Source organism: Shewanella sp. Koi 1, from assembly GCF_052907445.1.
In genome coordinates this window covers 2,189,615-2,209,862 of the sequence record NZ_JBREJM010000001.1, presented here as the reverse complement: position 1 = coordinate 2,209,862, position 20,248 = coordinate 2,189,615, and the positions used below count along the sequence as shown (strand labels likewise).

The 20,248-nt window shown below is 49.4% G+C and carries 13 protein-coding genes; 11 read left to right on the top strand and 2 right to left on the bottom strand.

Annotation, left to right across the window (positions count from 1 at the left end):
• Positions 1 to 36: 36 nt before the first annotated feature.
• The 7 genes from recC to ACUZ8J_RS09730 all read left to right on the top strand — a co-directional run bounded on the left by recC (position 37) and on the right by ACUZ8J_RS09730 (position 13,500).
• Complete coding sequence (gene recC / locus ACUZ8J_RS09760) at positions 37 to 3,741, top strand: exodeoxyribonuclease V subunit gamma (RefSeq protein ID WP_446693705.1); 3,705 nt, start codon at positions 37 to 39, stop codon at positions 3,739 to 3,741.
• Positions 3,741 to 7,535 carry an exodeoxyribonuclease V subunit beta gene (gene recB / locus ACUZ8J_RS09755; protein ID WP_446693704.1) on the top strand — a complete coding sequence of 1,265 codons (3,795 nt, stop codon included), beginning with the start codon at positions 3,741 to 3,743 and terminating at the stop codon, positions 7,533 to 7,535. Before recC ends, recB begins: the two co-directional genes overlap by 1 nt.
• Positions 7,532 to 9,664: an exodeoxyribonuclease V subunit alpha gene (gene recD, locus ACUZ8J_RS09750; protein ID WP_446693703.1), complete on the top strand. Its 2,133-nt coding sequence runs from the start codon at positions 7,532 to 7,534 to the stop codon at positions 9,662 to 9,664. Before recB ends, recD begins: the two co-directional genes overlap by 4 nt.
• A gap of 67 nt (positions 9,665 to 9,731) precedes the next feature.
• A complete protein-coding gene (locus tag ACUZ8J_RS09745) occupies positions 9,732 to 10,112 on the top strand; it encodes a hypothetical protein (RefSeq protein WP_446694928.1) in 381 nt (126 codons plus the stop codon).
• 80 nt (positions 10,113 to 10,192) lie between these two features.
• A complete protein-coding gene (locus tag ACUZ8J_RS09740; RefSeq protein WP_446693702.1) occupies positions 10,193 to 10,855 on the top strand; it encodes a class I SAM-dependent methyltransferase in 663 nt (220 codons plus the stop codon).
• Between the two features lie 529 nt (positions 10,856 to 11,384).
• Complete coding sequence (locus tag ACUZ8J_RS09735; protein ID WP_446693701.1) at positions 11,385 to 12,692, top strand: methyl-accepting chemotaxis protein; 1,308 nt, start codon at positions 11,385 to 11,387, stop codon at positions 12,690 to 12,692.
• Positions 12,693 to 12,861: 169 nt separating this feature from the next.
• The gene (locus ACUZ8J_RS09730) at positions 12,862 to 13,500 is read left to right on the top strand and encodes a 3'-5' exonuclease (protein WP_041408762.1); all 639 of its coding nucleotides are present in this window, start codon (positions 12,862 to 12,864) and stop codon (positions 13,498 to 13,500) included.
• A gap of 112 nt (positions 13,501 to 13,612) precedes the next feature.
• Here ACUZ8J_RS09730 and ACUZ8J_RS09725 read toward each other — a convergent pair whose 3' ends face one another.
• Together ACUZ8J_RS09725 and ACUZ8J_RS09720 are read right to left on the bottom strand one after the other, a co-directional pair.
• A complete protein-coding gene (locus ACUZ8J_RS09725) occupies positions 13,613 to 14,653 on the bottom strand; it encodes a LacI family DNA-binding transcriptional regulator (RefSeq protein ID WP_086903285.1) in 1,041 nt (346 codons plus the stop codon).
• Positions 14,654 to 14,914: 261 nt separating this feature from the next.
• Positions 14,915 to 15,643, bottom strand: coding sequence for a DUF3334 family protein (locus ACUZ8J_RS09720; RefSeq protein ID WP_446693700.1), 729 nt, complete (start codon positions 15,641 to 15,643; stop codon positions 14,915 to 14,917).
• Positions 15,644 to 15,988: 345 nt separating this feature from the next.
• Between ACUZ8J_RS09720 and ACUZ8J_RS09715 the strand changes: the two genes are divergently transcribed.
• From ACUZ8J_RS09715 to ptsP, 4 genes are all read left to right on the top strand, one after another.
• The gene (locus tag ACUZ8J_RS09715; protein ID WP_446693699.1) at positions 15,989 to 17,626 is read left to right on the top strand and encodes a methyl-accepting chemotaxis protein; all 1,638 of its coding nucleotides are present in this window, start codon (positions 15,989 to 15,991) and stop codon (positions 17,624 to 17,626) included.
• A 170-nt stretch (positions 17,627 to 17,796) separates the two neighbouring features.
• Positions 17,797 to 18,192, top strand: coding sequence for an ACT domain-containing protein (locus ACUZ8J_RS09710; RefSeq protein ID WP_086903282.1), 396 nt, complete (start codon positions 17,797 to 17,799; stop codon positions 18,190 to 18,192).
• Between the two features lie 23 nt (positions 18,193 to 18,215).
• Positions 18,216 to 18,473, top strand: a complete 258-nt coding sequence (locus ACUZ8J_RS09705) for an HPr family phosphocarrier protein (RefSeq protein ID WP_011622536.1) — start codon at positions 18,216 to 18,218, stop codon at positions 18,471 to 18,473.
• Positions 18,474 to 18,505: 32 nt separating this feature from the next.
• Positions 18,506 to 20,209, top strand: a complete 1,704-nt coding sequence (ptsP, locus tag ACUZ8J_RS09700) for a phosphoenolpyruvate--protein phosphotransferase (protein ID WP_446693698.1) — start codon at positions 18,506 to 18,508, stop codon at positions 20,207 to 20,209.
• Positions 20,210 to 20,248: the final 39 nt, after the last annotated feature.

Genomic DNA, 20,248 nt, shown 5'->3' with positions numbered 1-20,248 from the left:
CTATGCATAACAGCAATCCCAAATCGTGAGTCGAATATGCTGAAGTTAATCCAATCCAATCAAATGGAAGTGCTCTGTGCCCATCTTGCCGCGTATTTGCGCCAGCCGCTACCCGGCGCAGCGTTATTGCAAAGTGAGCATATTTTGGTACAAAGCCCCGGGATGTCGACTTGGTTACGCCTTGAAATTGCAAAACAAAATGGTATTGCCGCCGCACTGGAGTTCCCGCTACCTTCCAGCTTTATTTGGCAACTGTGCCACGATTTACTCCCCAATGTCCCCAAGGAAAACGCCTTCACTAAGGCGGCAATGACCTGGAAGCTGATGCAACTACTGCCACGGCTACTGAATGAACCTTCCTTTGGGCCACTGCGCCATTATTTGGGCCATACCATAGATAATCTGGAATCGAGCGCGGCTGACCCCCATAGCAACCATCAGCTTGGTGCCGTAAGCGCCGATGATATTAAGCTTTACCAGCTTTGCGGTCGCATCGCCGATATCTTCGACCAGTATTTGGTTTACCGCCCCGATTGGATTGCCGCGTGGGAAGCCAATGAACCGCTCGATTCACTCAAATTGAACGAGGAGCAAAGCTGGCAACCCATCCTCTGGCGTGCGCTGATTGCCTATAATCGCGATGAGCTGCGTCAAAGCCACTACCACAGGGCCAATCTGCATCAGGATTTGATTGCTGCATTGGGGGATAGCGCCAATTCCCTCGCAAAATTGCCGCAGCGTTTATTTGTGTTTGGGATCTCCTCCATGGCGCCCCAAACCATCGATGTGCTCCACCAGCTCGCGAGCCGCATCGATGTGATTATCTTAAGCCTTAGCCCCTGTCAGCATTACTGGGGCGACATTATCGACCCACGCCATCGGGCGCGTATGGCATTGCAATATGCCGGAAAACGCCAATTAGCTGAGCAATGGGAAGATAAACTCGAAGTCGGCAATCCCCTGCTCGCCAACAATGGCAAGATGGGCCGCGAATTACTCGATATGCTGCTCGAACTGCCCCCAGAGCACTGTGACTTTGGCGACGATGTGTACTGCGAGCCCTGCGGCGATCCTAACGATCCCCACGCTCGCGCCAGCATGCTGGCCGGGGTGCAATACGATATTTTAGAAATGCAGACACTCGATCGGGTACTCGGGCCAGATGCTGAGCTATATCAAGAGGTCGCGAATCGCCGAGTATTAACAGCCGACGATGATTCGATTCTAATCAAGAGTTGCCACAGCCCGCTTAGGGAAGTCGAAACCCTGCACGATCATTTACTCGACCTGCTGGATAGCGACAACCAACTCACGCCCAAAGACATAGTGGTAATGATGCCGGATGTCGCCGCCTACGCGCCTTATATCGATGCGGTGTTTGCAGCCAAACAGGGACTGGAATATATCCCCTATGCCATTGCCGACCGCGGCGCGGCGCAGGAATCACCACTCATAAATAGCTTTTTGAATTTACTCAATATCAATCAGAGCCGATTTGGACTGACCGATATTTTAAGCATTCTCGAAGTCCCAGCCATTTTGCGACGTTTTCAGCTCGAAGAAGACGAGCTGCCACTCATTCGCCGTTGGTTAGATGAAGCAGGCGTGCGTTGGGGCCGCGATGAACAGAGCCGCCTTAAACAGGGCGTGCCTGCTTTCGAGCAAAACTCCTGGGCCTTTGGTATAAAACGCTTAATCTTAGGCTATGCCTTAAGGGACGATGCGCCGCTATATCAATCATCCCCGCAGGGAATGCACTATTTAACCGTGGCAGGGGTGGAGGGCCAATCGGCACAGGCCCTTGGCAAACTGTTGAATTTTATTGAAGTCCTCGATGAGACCACCCAAGTATTAGCCAAGGCGCAAGCGCCCTCACTGCGGTTACTCGAACTCACCGAGCTGTTAAATGCCTTTTACGCCCCCGATGAGGACGAGCGTGAGCAGCTGCAAGAAATTCGCGATGCGATTGCCGCCCTAGAGCAAGAGCTGCTTGCCGCAAGCCCTGCCGATATGGTTGTACAGGCCAACGACTTAGATTTAAGCATCGAAGTGCTGGCGCTCTGGTTTAATCAACGCTTAACCGAGTCACGTGTCGGCCAGCGATACCTTGCGGGCAGCGTGAATTTTTGTACCTTAATGCCGATGCGCTCGATTCCCTTCAAGGTCGTTTGCCTGCTGGGGATGAATGATGGTGTCTATCCTAGGGTGCAACATCCAGTGGGCTTTGATCTGATGGCCCATTTTGGTGCGCGCAAAGGCGATCGTTCCCGCAGATTAGATGATAGATACCTGTTTTTAGAGGCGTTACTCTCGGCGCGGGAGCAGCTTTACATCAGTTATATTGGCCGTAGCGAACGGGATAACTCGGAGCGTATTCCATCTATGCTGGTCTCCGAGCTAATAGAATATTGCCAGTTATGTTATCTGCCTGAATCCCTTGCGGCAGAAGCTTCTACTGTCAGTAACGAAGTCGCCCAACAGGCATTACTTGAGGCTATTGTGAGCCATCAGCCGCTGCAACCTTTTGATCCTAAACTGTATCAAGCAGCACTGCCGCAAGCCCCCACCTTCCACGGGATAAAACAGAGTTATAGCCAGCAGTGGTGTCCGCCCGATAGTCACAGTCAGTTGCATCATGGCCGATTTATTGAAGCCCATACCCAGATAGTGCTCGAAGATGACGCAATTGGTGATAGTGTTCAGGATATTGAGCCCCTTGGCGAAGCTGAGCATGTCGATATCTCGGCCTTTATTCGCTTCTTTCGCAATCCCGCGCAGTATTTCTTTAATCGTACCCTGAAAGTCGATTTAAACCTGAATATTCAAGCGGATGACAACGATGAGCCCTTTAGTCTTAATGCGTTAGAGCGTTATTTATTACAGGCTCAACTCCTTGGCGATGCGCTCGAACAAGGGCAAAACGAACCCAGCGCTGAACTGTTACAACGCCTTAAGGCCAGCGGTAATTTGCCGATGCAGCCCTTTGATGATCTGCTGCTGCGCCAATACAGCCATGATATTGCGCCGCTGATTGGCAGAACCCTGTTTATGCGCGGCGATGTCGCTCCCCGCCATGCCGATATTCGGCTCAGCTTTGAGTTACCCCACCAGAACGCTGGGTCTCAGTTAAAAGCCAAGCGGGTGATCCTCGAAGGTCGAATCGATGATATCAGCCCTAAGGGATTGGTCACTTGCCGCCCCGGCAGTGCCCATGGGCGGGACATTTTAGCCTTGTATTTGCGTCATTTATGTTTGATGGCCGCAGGAGTGGCTCAACCTAGCTACCTGCAACCTAGCTATTTGCTGGATATGGGGCATTTTCATGCCCTCGCACCCATTACGCCAGCGCTTGCCCATGCGCAGCTCGCCAACTTATTACAGCTTTTTTATCAGGGACAAATTCATCCCCTGTGTTTTATGCCAAGAACCTCCCTCGCCTATGCCAGCACTGAGGCGGATGAAGAGGAAGCCCAACACACAAGCACAGATCCACACAAAGCCCGGCTCGAAGCGGCGCAAAGCGAATGGCTGGACGAGCAAGGTGAACTTGGCGAAGGCACAGATCCCCATTATCAGCGGCTGTTTCATTTTCCCGACGACTTTACCGAGGCACATTTTGGCAAGCTCGCCGATGACATTTATCGGCCAATGCTTAGCCTGTACCACAAGGATACCCTCGCCCAACTCGAGGAATTTGCCCTAAATGAAGCCACAACCGCCACGACAGAGGGAGCAGACTGATGACTAAGGTATCACCCGCTTTACCGTTAGATCCGCTCACCCTGCCATTTGGCGGCAGTCGCTTAATCGAGGCCAGTGCGGGCACGGGTAAAACCTATACCATTTCAGGCCTGTATCTCAGATTACTGCTTGGGGATGGCTTAGGCGAACCGCTCAATTGTGAACAAATTCTGGTCGTGACCTTTACCAATGCTGCCACCGAGGAGCTGCGGGACAGGATTCGCCGCCGCATTCAGGTGGCCTTTAAGTGTTTCTTAGGGCTTGAGATTAACGATCCTTTTGTGCAGGCGCTGTACGATAAGACCCCTGAAGCCGAGCGCGCTATCGCCCTGAGACGCTTCGATTTGGCGCTCAAATCCCTCGACGAAGCAGCGATTTTTACCATTCACGGATTTTGCCAACGGATCTTGGCCGATCTCGCCTTCGAATCATCATTGTTGTTTGAGTCGGATTTCACCTTGGACGACAGTGAGTTTTTGCACCATGCGGTACGGGATTTTTGGCGTGAGGCCTGTTATCCGCTGCCGGAGTATTTAGCCCAAATTATTGCCAGCGAATTTGGCGATCCCGACGGATTAGTCAAGCAGCTGAGAGCCTTGCTCGGTGCCAGTGAGGCCAAACCGCTTCAACCCGTGCAACCCTTTGCTCGTTTGGCAGAGTCCTTAAGCCAGAGTGTGCAGCGCTTTAAGCTCGCCTGGCCCCGTGGCCGCGATGCGCTGTTAGAGTTACTTCATAGCCTGCCACTTAACGGCCAACGTTTTGGTAAGGCGAGCGACAATTACCCTAAACTCGCGGAAATGTTCGACCAGCTGGATAACTTCTTAGCCTTTGGTCACGGCTTACCGCCGCTCAAAGTGCTCGAAGCGCTGTCGCTATCCGAGCTTAAGCTGAATAAAGGCGGCGTGCTCCCAAGTGCGAGCGAGGCGCCACTACTTGACCATATGGAGCAGTTAGCCGCGCTGATTAACACGATTAAACCCGCATTTCTCTATAGCGCCAAACAAGGGATCAGCGAGCGTTTTGCCAAGCAAAAACAGCAGAAAAATGTACTGACACCCGATGATCTGCTCACTACTTTGGCCGCAGCAATGCAGGCCAATCCCGACTCTTTGCCTAAGGCGGTGGCGAGCCGCTTCCCCGTGGCGCTTATCGATGAGTTCCAAGATACGGATCCACTGCAATTTGCTATTTTCTCAGGGATCTATCAAACCCGTTTGGGGATTGATACTCAAGATCCGGCTGCTGAACCTAAGCCTCGCACGGATAGCAAATTAAGCCTGCTGATGATTGGCGACCCTAAACAGGCGATTTATGCTTTCCGCGGCGCCGATATTTACACGTATATCGAGGCGCGCAGACAGACCCAGGCACACTATTTCCTCGACACTAACTATCGCTCGAGCCGCAATCTGGTTATGGGGGTGAATCATTTATTCGCCCAGCATTCGGATCCTTTTATCAGCCAATCTATTCCCTTCGATCCAGTCAAAACGCCTGCCAGTGCGGCGGCCAAACAACTCGTTGAGCATGCGCCCAATAGCGCCGCGCTGCGGTTAAAACTCTTGAGTGAAGGCGAAACGGGGCTTAATAAGGCCAGTGCTCGGCAAACCTTGGCCGAAGACACCGCCGCCGAAATCACCCGTTTACTGACGCAGGCCGCCAATGGCCAATGCAGCACGCCCAAAGGGCCATTAATTGCCAAAGATATCGCCATCTTAGTGCGCGATAGAAACGAAGCGGCCGTGATGAAAACCGCGCTGAGCAAGCGTCAGATTGGCGCCGTCTTTTTAAGCCGCGACAGCGTATTTGAAACCGTCGAAGCGCGGGAAATGGCGCTCATTCTGCGCGCCTTGGCCAGCCCCAAGGACGAGCGCGCCCTGCGTAGCGCCCTTGCTACCGCCCTGCTTGGTTATCGTGCCGAGCAAATCCATGCCTTTAACCAAGATGAAGAGCAGCGCCAAAGGCTGCTAGAGCAGTTTTTTGAGTTGCACCAGATCTGGCAAAAACGCGGCATTATGCCGGCGCTGCTTAGCCTAGCCAATGCCACCCAGATGGTTGCGCGGCTGCTGCATTCACCTATTCTGCCAAGCACTGACCAAGCGGAGCAAGATGCGGCCGCTCAGCTTGAGGCAAGCAATGGCGAACGTCGACTCACGGATTTTCGCCACTTAGCCGAGCTGTTGCAGCAAAAGGCGACCGAAATTGATGGGATCAGTGCCCTGCTCAACTGGTATGAGCAACAACTGATTGATAACACTGGGACAGATGAGCAGCAGCTACGCCTTGAAAGCGAGCAAAACTTAGTGCAAATCGTCACCATCCATAAGAGTAAGGGGCTGGAATACCCAGTGTGCTTCGTGCCCTTTGTCAGCCTTGCGCGGGATAATCGCCGTCGCCCGACGCCTATGCTCTACCACAGAACCAATGCCGATGGCGCGCAGGAACTGGTGTGGGATTTAGAGTGCACGGATGAAGGTTGGGAACAGGCAAAGCAGGAAACCTTAGCCGAAGATCTGCGTCTGCTCTATGTGGCGCTCACCCGCCCCGTGTACCTGTGTTATTTGTACATAGCCAACCATAGCCGCATGTTAAAGGCGGGGCTTAAAAGCCAGCTGCATGAAACCGCCATCGGTTATCTGCTTGGGATCACTGACACTGATTGTGATTTTTCGCGTCTGCAAAATGCCGCCAAGGCGCTGGTCGCGGGTCTCGAGGCGAGTCAATCTGCGATCAGCATTGAGGTAGTGGCCGACGACATTGCGGCTAACAAGCTGCATACGGGGGGAAGTGATTCTCAAACCTTGAGTGCCCGTAAGGTCAGCCGTCAGTATCGCACTCCATGGCGCGTCGGCAGTTATTCCGGCTTAGTTAAAAATGCGCCCCACGCTAAAGCCACTCCTGGTGCCGATGATGAAGTGAATGCCGTATTGGGCACCGATACAACAAACAGCTCTATTGACCCCTTGTGGCAAGAAGCAGATCCACAGCAAGCACAACCTCTGCTCAATCGCTTTAGTTTTGAGCGCGGCGCCAACGCGGGTAGCTTTATGCACTTAGTGCTTGAGTTAATTGATTTTACCCAAGCTCAAATCGACTTACCCCGAGAGCTACCTAAGGCCATGTTGCAATACGGCATTGCCCCCGAATGGCAGCCCGTATTAGAGGATTGGTATCTTGAGGTATTACAAGCACCACTGGCATTAATGGCGCAGGATAATCAGCTTATCAATCCCGAGCTGTGTTTAGCCGCACTCGCGCCGCAGCACACCTTAGTTGAGATGGAGTTTTACCTGCCTCTGAATCGCTTAAAGGACACAGAGCTTAATCAACTCCTTGGGCAATTTGGCTACGATACCGAGCTGCAGTTTGACGAATTACAGGGCATGCTCAAGGGCTTTATCGACTTAACCTTTGAATATCAAGGCAAGTTTTATATTGCCGACTATAAGTCAAACCATCTGGGGGATAATATTCAAGCCTATCATCATAGCGCGCTGAAACAGGCGATCAGCGACCATAGGTATGATTTGCAATATATCCTCTACTCCCTTGCGCTACACCGCTATTTAGCGATGCGCTTGCCCAATTATGATTACGATACCCATATCGGCGGCTGTTATTATTTGTTTTTACGGGGAATGTCGGTGCAATATCCAGGCTTTGGGATTTATTACGATAAACCACCCAAGGCGCTTATTTTGGCCTTAGATGCGCTGTTTCAGCGCAGCCTAGAGGCAACAACTGACTCAAATAAAAAGTCCGATGCTCAACTGGATACGGGAGCAATGGCATGATTAGCAGCGAACTCAATCACCCTAAAGCCCCATCAACCCCATGGGTCGAAGCTGGCGCACTCAGACTCAAGGCGCCGCTCACAGAGCTAGTCAAATACTGGGAAAAGGAGCGGCTGATCACCCCGCTGGATCGCCATTTTGCCCTTGAGATGGCAAGGCTTCACCCTAATGATGCTCAAGAGCCGCTGTTTATGCTGCTTTGCGCCCTGTTAAGTCAACAGCTCTCTGCCCAACATACTTGCCTAGTGCTCGAACATATAGTGCCAGCCAATCCGCTGGCAGAGCCGGTTAATCACTGCCAGATCCGTTTGAGCCTGCCAGAGCTGATTGCAAGGCTAGAAAATTTTGAAGCGGTTGGTGAACCTCACAGTAATAAGCCACTGATTTTTGATGGCGGCCGACTCTATCTTGAGCGTTATCATCATTTCGAAACCGAGGTGGCCAGTGCCCTGACGAGGCTCTCTTCGAGTCAACCCGTCAACAACACCGATAAAGATTCAGATGCGCCGCTACGTAGGCAGCTCGATTACTTATTTCCAAGCGCCGCATCTTCCCATGCAACCTCAGCCCTTGAGCCTCATATCGACTGGCAAAAAGTCGCGACGGCAACGGCGCTCGGCAAGAAGCTGGCGGTGATCACCGGCGGCCCGGGTACGGGCAAAACCACCACAGTAACTAAGCTACTGTTGTTACAGCAATTAGACTCACCAAAACAGATAAGACTCGTCGCCCCGACAGGCAAGGCCGCCGCCCGTTTAAGTGAATCGATAAAAGCCTCGAAAGCAAGACTCGAGCAGGAACTCAAACAGGCTCAAGCGACAAACGAGCAAGTACACAGTCACGAAACGCAAGTACTGTTAGCCGCGCTCAAGCAAGTGCCGGAAGAGGCATCAACCTTACATCGTCTGCTGGGGGTTATCCCCAATTCGGCGCAGTTTCGTCACCATCAAGGCAATCCCCTGCGGCTAGATCTGTTGATTGTCGACGAAGCCTCAATGGTCGATTTGCCTATGATGTATAAGCTGCTCACGGCCCTCCCCGAACAGGCGGGTTTGATACTGCTTGGGGATCAGGACCAACTCGCCTCGGTAGAAGCAGGCGCCGTGCTCGCCGATATTTGCGCAGGGCTAAAATACGAGTCGGAACACGAGTCGGAACAACACTCTGAATGGAGAATGCGTTATAGCCAAGCCCAGGCCGAGCAATTGAGCAAGCTCACAGGCTTTGACTTACGCGCCTATATTCATCGCGAACCAAAAATTGGTGACAGTTTGTGTATGTTGACCCACAGCCACAGATTTAAAGGCGATGCGGGCATTGGCCTATTAGCCAGTGCGGTAAATCGCTCCGATCTCGCGGGGATTTTGGCCGTATGGCAACGGGGATTGGCCGAGCTTACTTGGCTAGAACACAGTATGGATCTGAGCCAGACCCAAGCCAAAATCAGCGAGCCTGCAAACAACACTGGCCTTCACGCTCTGCTAACACAAGCCTGTGAGCAATACGCCGAGTATTTACGTCCGCTGCAAGTTTCAGATCCAAGCAGTGTGCCAAGCGCCATTGAAGCCATTGCCCGCTTTAACCAATATCGCATCCTATGCGCCATGCGCAGTGGCGATTATGGTGTCGAAGGTATCAATCAAGCCGTGACTAAAGCGCTGTCTCAGGCCAAGCTTATCCATCCCCAGCAAGAGTTTTACCTTGGCCGGCCAATTATTATCCAAAGCAACGACTATAACTTAGGCCTGTTTAACGGTGATATTGGTTTGATTTTACAGGATGAAGACAGGCCAGAGCGCCTGATGGCCCACTTTATCAAAGCCGATGGCAAACTGCTTAAAGTGCTCCCCGCAAGGCTGCCTAGCCATGAAACCTGCTACGCCATGACGGTACATAAAAGTCAGGGCAGTGAATTTAATCGAGTCGCTCTCGTTCTTCCACCCAATCCGAGCCTAGTACAGTGGCAATTGCTCACCAAGGAGCTGGTCTACACCGCTATTACCCGTGCAAAACAACACTTTAGCTGTTTAGGCACACAACAAGTCTTTGAGCGCGCAAGCCTGCAAGCTACCCAGCGAGCCTCAGGTTTAGCCGATAGACTCTGGCGCGGTAACGCGATGACTGATTAATGGTTAACTCATTGACTAACAGTAATAAAATTAAGGATAAAGGAGATTTAGATTGACGGAACAAGCCATGATTAAACTGCACCAGATGCAAGATGTCATCAATTTATTTGATGGCATTAAAGCTGAGGCACAATTACCCGCACAATACTACGAATGCTCACGTTATATTCGTTGGTCTGAGTTTGATGCAATGCAAGTATATGAGCTTGATTTTGAACCTTATTTAACCATAGCTGCCACCTGTGATATGCGTTTTTTTACCCTGCATCAAAGTCAGCACCGCTTATACCTTGCCCATTGTAATTATGCTGGTCACGCACCGCGATGGGAGGCTCGACCTATCACCCTGCCACAACTGACAGATACCGCGTTAATGACCAAGCTGATGCAAGACCACGCCTATCAATTAGGACTCAATATCAACCTCGATTTGGATTACCCAGTCTAGTCTCACTGTGTTCGCCTGAAATGAATTGTACTAGACTGATTATCACCAAAGTCTTTGGTCGCTGATAAAGGAAGCAAGGTTTGAAGGCGCAAGCACAGGATCACTATCAAGTCACAGTGGCGACCTTTGATAAATATGCCAAACAGTATCAGGACAAATACTTGGAATTTGCCCCATACATTCAAACCTATGAAAGCCTCCTGGGCTATCTCACCGAACATAGCCGCCTACTGGATATCAGTTGTGGACCAGGCAATATCAGTCGCTATTTAGTCGCGAAGGAACCTAGATTAACGGTCTTTGGTATCGACCTCGCTCCGCAAATGATTGCACTCGCGAAACAAAATGTCCCCTCGGGCCATTTTGAAGTCATGGATTGCCGCCATCTTTATGGGCTTATCGACCGTAACATGCCACCGTTTGATATCATTGCCTGTGGCTTTGCTCTGCCATATTTATCTCAAACTGATCTGGTCGCATTTTTTTCGCATATTCGTGAGCTTATTGCGCCGCAGGGAATAGTGTATCTCAGCACCATGGAAGGTGAAGCTAGCCGTTCTGGTTTACAAATCGGTAGCACTGGCGACAGTGTTTATGTGCATTATCATCAGTATGCGGTAATCGAACAGTTACTCGTAGCAAATGGTTTTAGGATCCTCGAGACCAAGCGGCAAACCTTTCAAACTCCTGAGGGTAACCCCCACACCACGGATTTATTTTTGCTGGCACAGACACTTAGTTAAAGGCTTAAGCATGCTTTGGTCATTGGAAATCTGCCAGCGATTTAAATTGCTGACGATAAACCGAGTAACCCCCTATTAATTCCGTAAAACTTATCACTTTCTGGTTAACGATCTGCCGATAAAGGTATTCATCCTTAAAATACGGCCGCCCTCTTTATTGATTATTTTAACGCCATATAACCAGTCAAAAGACTGAGCCAATAAAGGCTTGGTATATTTGCCATTCCTAAAATAAGCAGTTTTTTTGCATATCAACTCGGAAAATAACAGCACCACAAACTAGGCTTTGTTGAAAACCCATTCGATACGACTAAATAGCACATTGAATGTTGAGTTAAAAATATAATAAATATCATATGGATATAGAGAGCATCATACGATATGTTAATAAAAGATTAATTTTATAATGAGTATGACCCCTTACCTCCTGCATAAAGATTTAATGAGTTTATGATGTAAAAGTAGATGGCACAGTGCAGCTTTGATGCTTTCTTGTTAATAACCAAATGATTAATAAAGGAATAACATTATGTTTTGGTGGAAAGTTAAATCAAATATCAGGGATGAGAACAACGATTTATCACGCTTTACTGCTGCGGAGACGCTTGAGAATGAACTGGCGGCGATTCGGGCTTACACTGCCTATATTTGTTTCACGCCCAATGGTGAAATCATTGAAGCTAATGATATTTTTTTAGATGTGATGGGATATAGTGCTAACGAAATCCTTGGTAAACACCATAGGATGTTTTGCGCAGCACAATACTCAACTTCTGCTGAATATCAACAGTTTTGGCAAGACCTTGCCGCGGGAAAAGCGTTTACGGGCACATTTCAACGTTTCAAGAAAAACCAGAGCCCAGTTTATGTCGAAGCCAGTTATTTTCCGGTGAAAAACAGTGCAGGCCAAGTCGTAAAAATCATAAAAATAGCCAATGATGTCACGGCATCCCAACTGAATTTAATCGCTAAAAACGCCATTCTCGATGCGCTCGATCGTTCCCAAGCCGTTATTGAATTTTTACCCGATGGAACTGTGATTACTGCGAATCAAAACTTCTTGGATATTATGCATTACCGTCTAGATGAGATCCAAGGTAGGCATCATAAGATGTTCTGTGAAAACGATTTTTACCGGCTAAAACCCGACTTTTGGAAACGACTGGCCGCTGGTGAACACTTCACCGGACGCTTTAAACGCATCGATGCACATAACAATGTGATTTGGCTGGAAGCTACCTATAATCCCATCCGTGATGCTTCAAACAAAGTGTATAAAATCGTTAAGTTTGCTTCGGATATTTCCCACAGGGTCAATACTGCCCTGCAAGCAGTAGATATGGCTGCGGCAACGTCAGAGCAAACCTCACAAATCACCACTAATGCGGTGCAAGTGCTTAACGAAGCCGTGTGTACTTCTCATCAAATTGCCCAACAAGTGAAAAACGCCTCAGATATTGGAGGTGAACTGCTAGTCCAATCCAAGAATATCAACGATATCGTGGTCACCATCCGCGGCATTGCGGAACAAACAAACTTACTCGCGCTTAATGCGGCGATTGAGGCCGCAAGAGCGGGCGATCTTGGGCGAGGTTTTGCCGTCGTTGCCGATGAGGTCAGAAAGTTAGCCTCACGCACATCCACGGCCACCAGCGAAATCGCAAATGTAGTGCAGCAAAATACCGACCTAATCAAGAACATCGATCATCAGCTTAGCAATATCACCAATGTGGCGCTGCATGGGGAAGACAGTATCAATCATGTCGCAGCCGGCCTTGCCGATGTCGGAAATGGTGTCAGCCAGTTTGTGGCCATGGTTGAGCAGCTTAGACCCTAATATAGGGCAATGAATTGTCGAGTACATTTAATTTACAATAGGTTAGCAGCTCCTAAATGGGCGAACATTTGCGATTAATGGGTAAAACTATGCGAAATCGCGCCATGCCTTTGTTACAATGCCATCGTCTGAATGTTCTCAGACACTAACATTGAACAGTGTGGAGCCTATGTCTAGAACGCCAACCTATTCGCCCGCGAATACCCTTGTGGTACTCGATTTTGAAACTTCAGGGCTCTCACCCAATCAAGGGGCGCGCGCCATTGAGATTGGTGCAGTGTTGATTGAACAAGGGCAAATAACCGCGCGCTTTTCAGAATTAATGAATCCAGGTTTTCGGATAAACAGTTTTATCGAAGATTACACCGGGATCAGCAATCAAATGCTCGCCCATGCGGCGCCCTGCGCCGAGGTGATGGCACGTTTTGCCGCGTTTATCGGTAAACATCATCTGGTGGCCCATAATGCGGCTTTCGATCAACGTTTTCTGGATGCCGAATTTGCCCAGATAGGCCACCACTATCCCGGTCAATTTGGCTGCTCACTCCTGCTGGCAAGACGGTTATACCCTGAGGCTATCAATCATCAGTTGGCAACCCTAGTGCGCCATAAGCAGCTACCAAGCGATGGCACCTTTCACCGTGCCTTGGCGGACGCGGAAATGACGGGGCATTTATGGCTGCGCATGCTGGCCGATCTTAAACAAGGCTATGCGATTACTGAGCCGCCCTTTAGCCTGATGCAGAAAATCATGACCAAGACTAAGGCCGAGGTGCCTAAGTTTTTGCGCCAGTACGCCAGAGGTTAGCCTGTCATCGATTCAGTTTAGGCTCCTATCTGACACGCTTAGAAAACTGTCCAATAAAAAGCCGAGTGTTTGTTAACACTCGGCTTAGTGATTAAATCAAACTGGATGCGACTCAAGCGAGCGGCGTATGATCAATCCCGCAGGAGCTGCGAACCACTAAGGTCGTTGGGATTAATTGCGGGGTCACCGCTTGACCACGAATAAGCTTAAGTAAGCTTTCCACTAAAATCTCACCCGCCAACTGGGTATTTTGCTTAATCGTTGTTAGCGGCGGATTGGCAAAGCTTGCCACGGGAATATCATCGTATCCCACCACGGCGACTTGCTCCGGTACCAAGATCCCCTTCTCTTTTAAGGCGCGAATGGCTCCGATGGCGATTAAATCACTGGCGGCAAAAATCGCATCGAAATTCAATCCTTTATCAAGCAACTCCAGGGCTGCATCGTAACCTGCGCCCTCGGTGCTGATAGCCGAAATCTGTCGACGAGGGTCCACAGTCAACCCTGCGCACTGCAGTGCTTTGACATGACCTAAATATCTGTCCCTAAACTCAGGGCAATGACTCGATGCGCCACCGAGGAACGCAAAATCCTTGCGTCCGAGGGAAATCAAATGTTCAGTGGCAATCAGGCCGCCCTGATGGTTATCGCAGCCGATGGATAATACGGATTTATTGTTATGCTCCGCGCCCCAAATCACAAAGTGGGTGTTCTGTGCCAGCAATTTTTCGAGCTTTTGCTCGTAGTCCATATAGTCGCCGTACCCCAGTAAGATAATGCCATCGGCTTTATTGCTGTCTTCGTAATCGGCATGCCAATCGCTGGAAAGTTGCTGAAATGACACCAGTAAATCATAACCTTGTTGTGCTGTCGCCCGCGTGATTGAGCCTAACATCGACAGAAAGAATGGGTTGATGAGTGAATCATCATTGGTGGGATCTTCACACAACAACAAGGCTAAAGTATGGCTGTTTTGAGTGCGCAGGTTACTGGCGTTTTTATCGACTTTGTAATTGAGTTCCTTGGCAATCGCTTGGATCCGCTGACGGGTTTCTAAATTGACTAACGGACTATTTCTCAAAGCTCGGGAAACCGTAGACTGGGATACACCAGCACGATAAGCAATATCGATTGAGGTCGCTTTCGATGCCATAGCAAGGTCACCATAATTATTATTTTGTGGCGATACTAAAACAGTTCGAATGACTTGTATAGCCGAAGGGTTTACAACTGACTAACAAGTTAGCAGAGATCAATATCTTAGTGGAAATACTAAGGTTTTGTGATGTCGATACAAGCATACTTGTATCGACATTCTGCAAACACTTAACCTCTACATACCTAAGAATGCGATGCCGAGCTTATGAGCCAGCCAGTATTAAATCTAGAGCTAAATCCCAAGCTAAATGCCGAACTAAATGCCTAGCTCATCGAGCAAGTCATCGGCATCCATGCCGGCGTGCTGCTGACTGATCGCAGGTTTGTCCGCCATACGACTCCAAGGCGATGGTGTATACGCGCCTTGAGCGCCGTTCGTGCCTAAACCGTGCTGTTCTAGCAAGCTGTCAGGGTCGAACTCTTCGTCGAATTCAAACTCATCCAGCTTGATAAACTCGGTCTTATCCATGGCAAATTCGAGGTAGAAAATATGATTATTTTCAGTTTTAAACGACACGCGTCTGGCGACAGCATCGTCTAAGTTTGCATCGATTGAAATGGTCAACTCTTTGTTTATCGTTAACATTTTTGGCTGACTTTGACTAATGGAGGTTTGCAGTTCCTTAGAAATCTTATTGATAAAGTCACCCAAGATTTGGTTCATCAACTCACCCATCACGTTACCCACTTCATCGGAAGTGTGGGAGAAGGCAAGCTCTTCCTCCGGCATCCCCATATTGAGCATATAACGGCGGTAAATTTCGATGGCCGCAGGGGCAGAAAAGTTGATCACGACGAGGCCCGAAAAGCCACCATCAAAAATCGAAAAACAGCCTAAATCGGGCTTTAAGCGGGTACGGGCAATGCTCTGCACCATGCCGGCGTGGCTTACATGGCTGGCACTGGTGCTGGATAACACGTGGGCAACTGAGTGGCATAACTTCAACAGAATGTCATCAGAAGTCACAATAGTATTTGTCGTCATAATCGATTCTCAAACTTAACAGTTGATTAATCTTGCGCGTAAAAGAGTAAAAAATCAAAACTAAAACAACTAATTAGAAACACAGCGCACGCAGCGGTGCTCGTTAACCACATAACCAATTGAATTTGTTCAATACTTAGTATGATTTTCGCCTTGCTGGCGCTTTAAAAATCACAGATTAGCGATAAAATCATCGATTGAACACAATGCACAAAATATTCTGCTCGAGATCAAAGAATCCTAATATTCTTAACGGCTTTACACGAAATAAACTCAAGTTTGATTCATTTGATACCGATTCGAAGGTATATTGGACGCCATTCTTTTGCGCCTTAAGGAACCTAAATGATCACATTCTTGCGCCGATTCACCATTTTGCAACGACTCATGATGATGCTAGTAATGGCGGCCATTGGTACTGTTTGTTTTGCGAGTTTTTCCATTAAAGAGCAATACAGCAATCTTATTGAGCAAAAATGGCTGCAAATCGATGGCCAGCTTGGCAGTATCCTGAGTGTGATTGACGTATACCGCCAAGATGCCGTCGGCGGAAAATTAACAGAGTCACAAGCGCAACAAGCGGCGGCAAAACTTATTGACCAGACCCGCTATGCGGGTGTCGGCTACTTTATTGTGATCGACGATAACAACCAAATCTTGGCCCACGGCGAAAATTCAAACCTCATTGGCACCTCGGCGCAAAACTTTAAGCTGCCCAATGGCACCAATCCGCTGATCACTATGCTGTCTCAAGCACGTCAACAGGGTAAAGCCATGCTGGAATACCCGATTGCCAACCCAGCTTCTAAAGTCATCGAAGACAAACTCGCCGAAGCCCGCTATTACCCAGAATGGGGCTGGACAGTCATTACCGGAGCCTATCTAAGTGATGTGAAAGACAGCCTCGATAGCGTGATTATCGATTATTTGATTATCATGTTTTTAATTTCTGTGCCTATTTTCGCTTTCTTCCTGGTATTAAATCACTCCATTACCTCCCCTTTAAATGATGCTATTCACGCCCTTGAAGACATAGCCCAAGGTGAAGGTGATTTAAGCCAACGTTTGAGTACCCAAGGCAAAGATGAAGTGGCGCACCTTGCCCACGCCTTTAACCTGTTTGCCCAGAAGATTGGCGACATGGTGGGCCATCTGCAACCATTGGGACAGTCACTCGACAATGATGCTAAGCAGTTAATGCTAGCCGTTGAAGAATCGAACCAAAGCGCCGAGCATATCCACCGTGAAACCGGTAGCGTGGCAACCGCAGTGAATCAGATGCTCTCGACCACCCATGAGATGGCAAGCAACACCCAGCAGGCCGCCGATGCCGCTAACAGCGTGAAAAATCAGGCCCAGCAAAGCCAAGCGGTGATCGATGATACGGTGCGTGATACCGAAAAACTGGTGCAAGAGTTAAGAGCATCAGAAGTCATCACCCAAAAACTTGGGCAATCTTCGGCGCAAATTGGCAGTATCCTCGATGTCATTCGCTCTATTGCCGAACAAACTAACCTGTTAGCCCTCAATGCCGCCATCGAAGCCGCCCGCGCGGGTAGCCATGGCCGCGGTTTTGCCGTGGTCGCCGATGAAGTGCGCGCACTGGCTAATCGCACCCAAGACTCCACTAACGAAATCCAAAAAATCATCTCGGATATTCAAATGGGCGTGAACTCTGTGATGAAGAGCAATAGCCAAACACAGACTCAATCCGATGAATTGCAAGCTAAAGCCCGTGAAGCGGGTAATGCTATGGCGGCAATTTTGCAGCTTATCGCCCATATCAGCGACATGAATACTCAACTCGCCAGCGCGACCGAGGAGCAATCGCTGGTGACGGAGGAAATCAATCGTAATATCTGTAATATCTCAGAATTAACCGAAGTCTCAGTCAAGGCCAACGAAGGCAATAGCCGCGCGGCGCAGTCATTGCAGGATATCAGCCAAGATATGTCGCACACCTTAGGCCAATTCAAAATTTAACCCCATTGAGATAAAGCCACACTACACCAAAGAGGACGTATTAGAACGTCCTCTTTTAGTTTAAAATACGCCAATTCATGGGGTGAATGCCTGCTATCTAACGGGATATTCATGCTATAACCTAGGATGTGACCTTACCCTAAACCTTTATTGCCGATTGAGGAACGCCCATGCGCATGACCTTAGCCGTTCACCCACGGCAGTATACGATTCATAGCTTTAGCCCTAATGCTCAATTACCTAGCGAAGTGTTTGCCGAAGAAGTCTACTTTATTGGCCGAACCGAGGAAGGGCTAACTGTGGTGGTGTCCAGCGAACTAGAGCTCGACAGTTTGGAGCAAGAAACCCATTGGTGCTGTCTTGAAGTATTAGGCCCGCTGGGATTTTCGATGACAGGCATTTTATCGAAAATATCCGGCACTTTAGCCGATGTGCAAATCAGTATTTTTGCCCTTTCCACCTTCGATACCGACTATATTTTGGTAAAGAAAAATTGTCTCCAAAGCGCTGTTGCCGCCTTAAAAAAGGCGGGATACAAGATTATTGAGTCGAACGAAGCGCCATAATATTGATAAAGAGTTAACCCACTATGTACGAAAAATCTGTCACTATCACCGCAAAACATGGTATTCATACCCGCCCTGCCGCCCTGTTAGTGAAAGAAGCGAAAACCTTCAACTGTGATGTGTTAGTTGAATGCAATGGCAAGCAAGCCAGCGCCAAAAGCTTATTCAAATTGCAAACATTAGGCCTGTATCATGGGGTAACCGTGCGGGTGTTTGCCGAGGGTGAGCAGGCGCAGGAAGCGGTCGAGAAAGTCTCGGAACTGCTCATCACCTTAAGTTAAACGGCAACTTAGCCAGCTTAATAGGAACGAATATGTCGATTACGGGGATCATAGTGTCATCGGGGATTGCCTTCGGACAGGCACTCCACCTTACCCACGCCGAACACCACCTCGATTATCGTCCCGTTCCCCTATCTCGGATCCCGCAGCAACAGAGTAAATTTGCCAAAGCCCTACAGGCGCTGCAGCAGCAACTCAGCCACAGCCAAACAAAGCTCGACCCACAAAGCGAAAACTATCAGTTAATTGAAGCCGATTTGTTACTGCTAGAGGACGAAGAGCTTATCGACCAAGTGAAGGAAGCAATCCGCACCCTGCAGTTATCTGCTAGTGTCGCGGTTGAGCGGGTCTTCGCCCACCAGGCCAACGAGCTTGAATCCTTAGAGGATCCATATCTTGCTAATCGTGCCCAAGATGTGCGATGTCTTGGCCAGCGATTAGTTACTGCCATCAACGGCCGCTTAGATCAAGGCTTAGCGCAGCTAACGGAGCCGACGATCCTTTTAGCGCAAGACCTCACTCCCGCCGAATTTGCGTTGCTACCCAAAGAGCAGATCAGCGGCATAGTGCTTAAAACCGGCGGTTTAACCAGTCATACGGCGATTTTGGCCCGCGCGGCAGGGATCCCCGCCATTCTGAGCTGCCAGTTCGATGCCGAGTTTATTCCCAATGGCACGCCATTGGTGCTCGATGCCCTAAGTGGCGAGCTTTTTGTTAATCCTGCGCCCGAGCAGCAGGCACGCTTAACCGTTACATTGCACCATGAGCAAGCCAGACGCGCTGCCCTGCAAGCATACCGTGATGTTCCCGCCAAGACCCAAGATGGTCACCTCGTGGGTCTGATGGCCAACGTCGGCAACTTGAACGATATCACCCATGTTGGCGATGTGGGTGCCGATGGCATTGGCCTGTTTCGCACCGAGTTTATGCTGATGCACACCAGCACACTGCCGGATGAAAAGGCTCAATACAATCTTTACTGCGAAGCCTTGCATGCTTTAGGCGGTAAGACCTTTACGATCAGAACCTTAGATATTGGTGCCGATAAAGAGCTGCCCTGCCTCTGCCAGGAGGTTGAGGACAATCCCGCCCTGGGCCTACGCGGGGTTAGATACACCTTGGCGCATCCAGAGCTGTTTAAGACCCAGCTTAGGGCGATTTTACGGGCGGCCAACCATGGTCCCATTCGACTCATGTTTCCCATGGTGAATCAGGTCGAAGAACTCGATCAGATTTTTGCCCTCATCGCCGAATGCCAAGATGCCCTCGAAGAGGAAGAAAAAGGCTTCGGTGAACTCAGTTATGGCATAGTGGTCGAAACGCCCGCCGCCGTGATGAATCTTGCCTCCATGCTGCCACGGTTAGATTTTGTGAGCATAGGCACCAATGACTTAACCCAATATGCCATGGCGGCGGATCGCACGAATCCGCAATTGACACGGGATTATCCTTCCCTGTCACCGGCAATTTTAGGGCTCATCAAGATGACCGTCGAGCAATCCAAAGCCGCCGGGGTCAAAGTGTCACTCTGTGGCGAACTTGCCAGCTCGCCACAGATGGTCCCCCTCCTTATCGGCATGGGGCTCGATGAACTCAGCGTGAACTTAAGTGCGTTATTGGAGGTGAAAGCCGCCGTTTGCCAAGGGCAATTGGCGGAATTTTCTGCGTTAGCGCACACCGCCATGCAACAGAATAGAATTTCAGAACTACAGCAGTGTATAACAAACTATAAATAATACATTTTATTGGTTATGCTGCTTTACAGACTAAAAAGA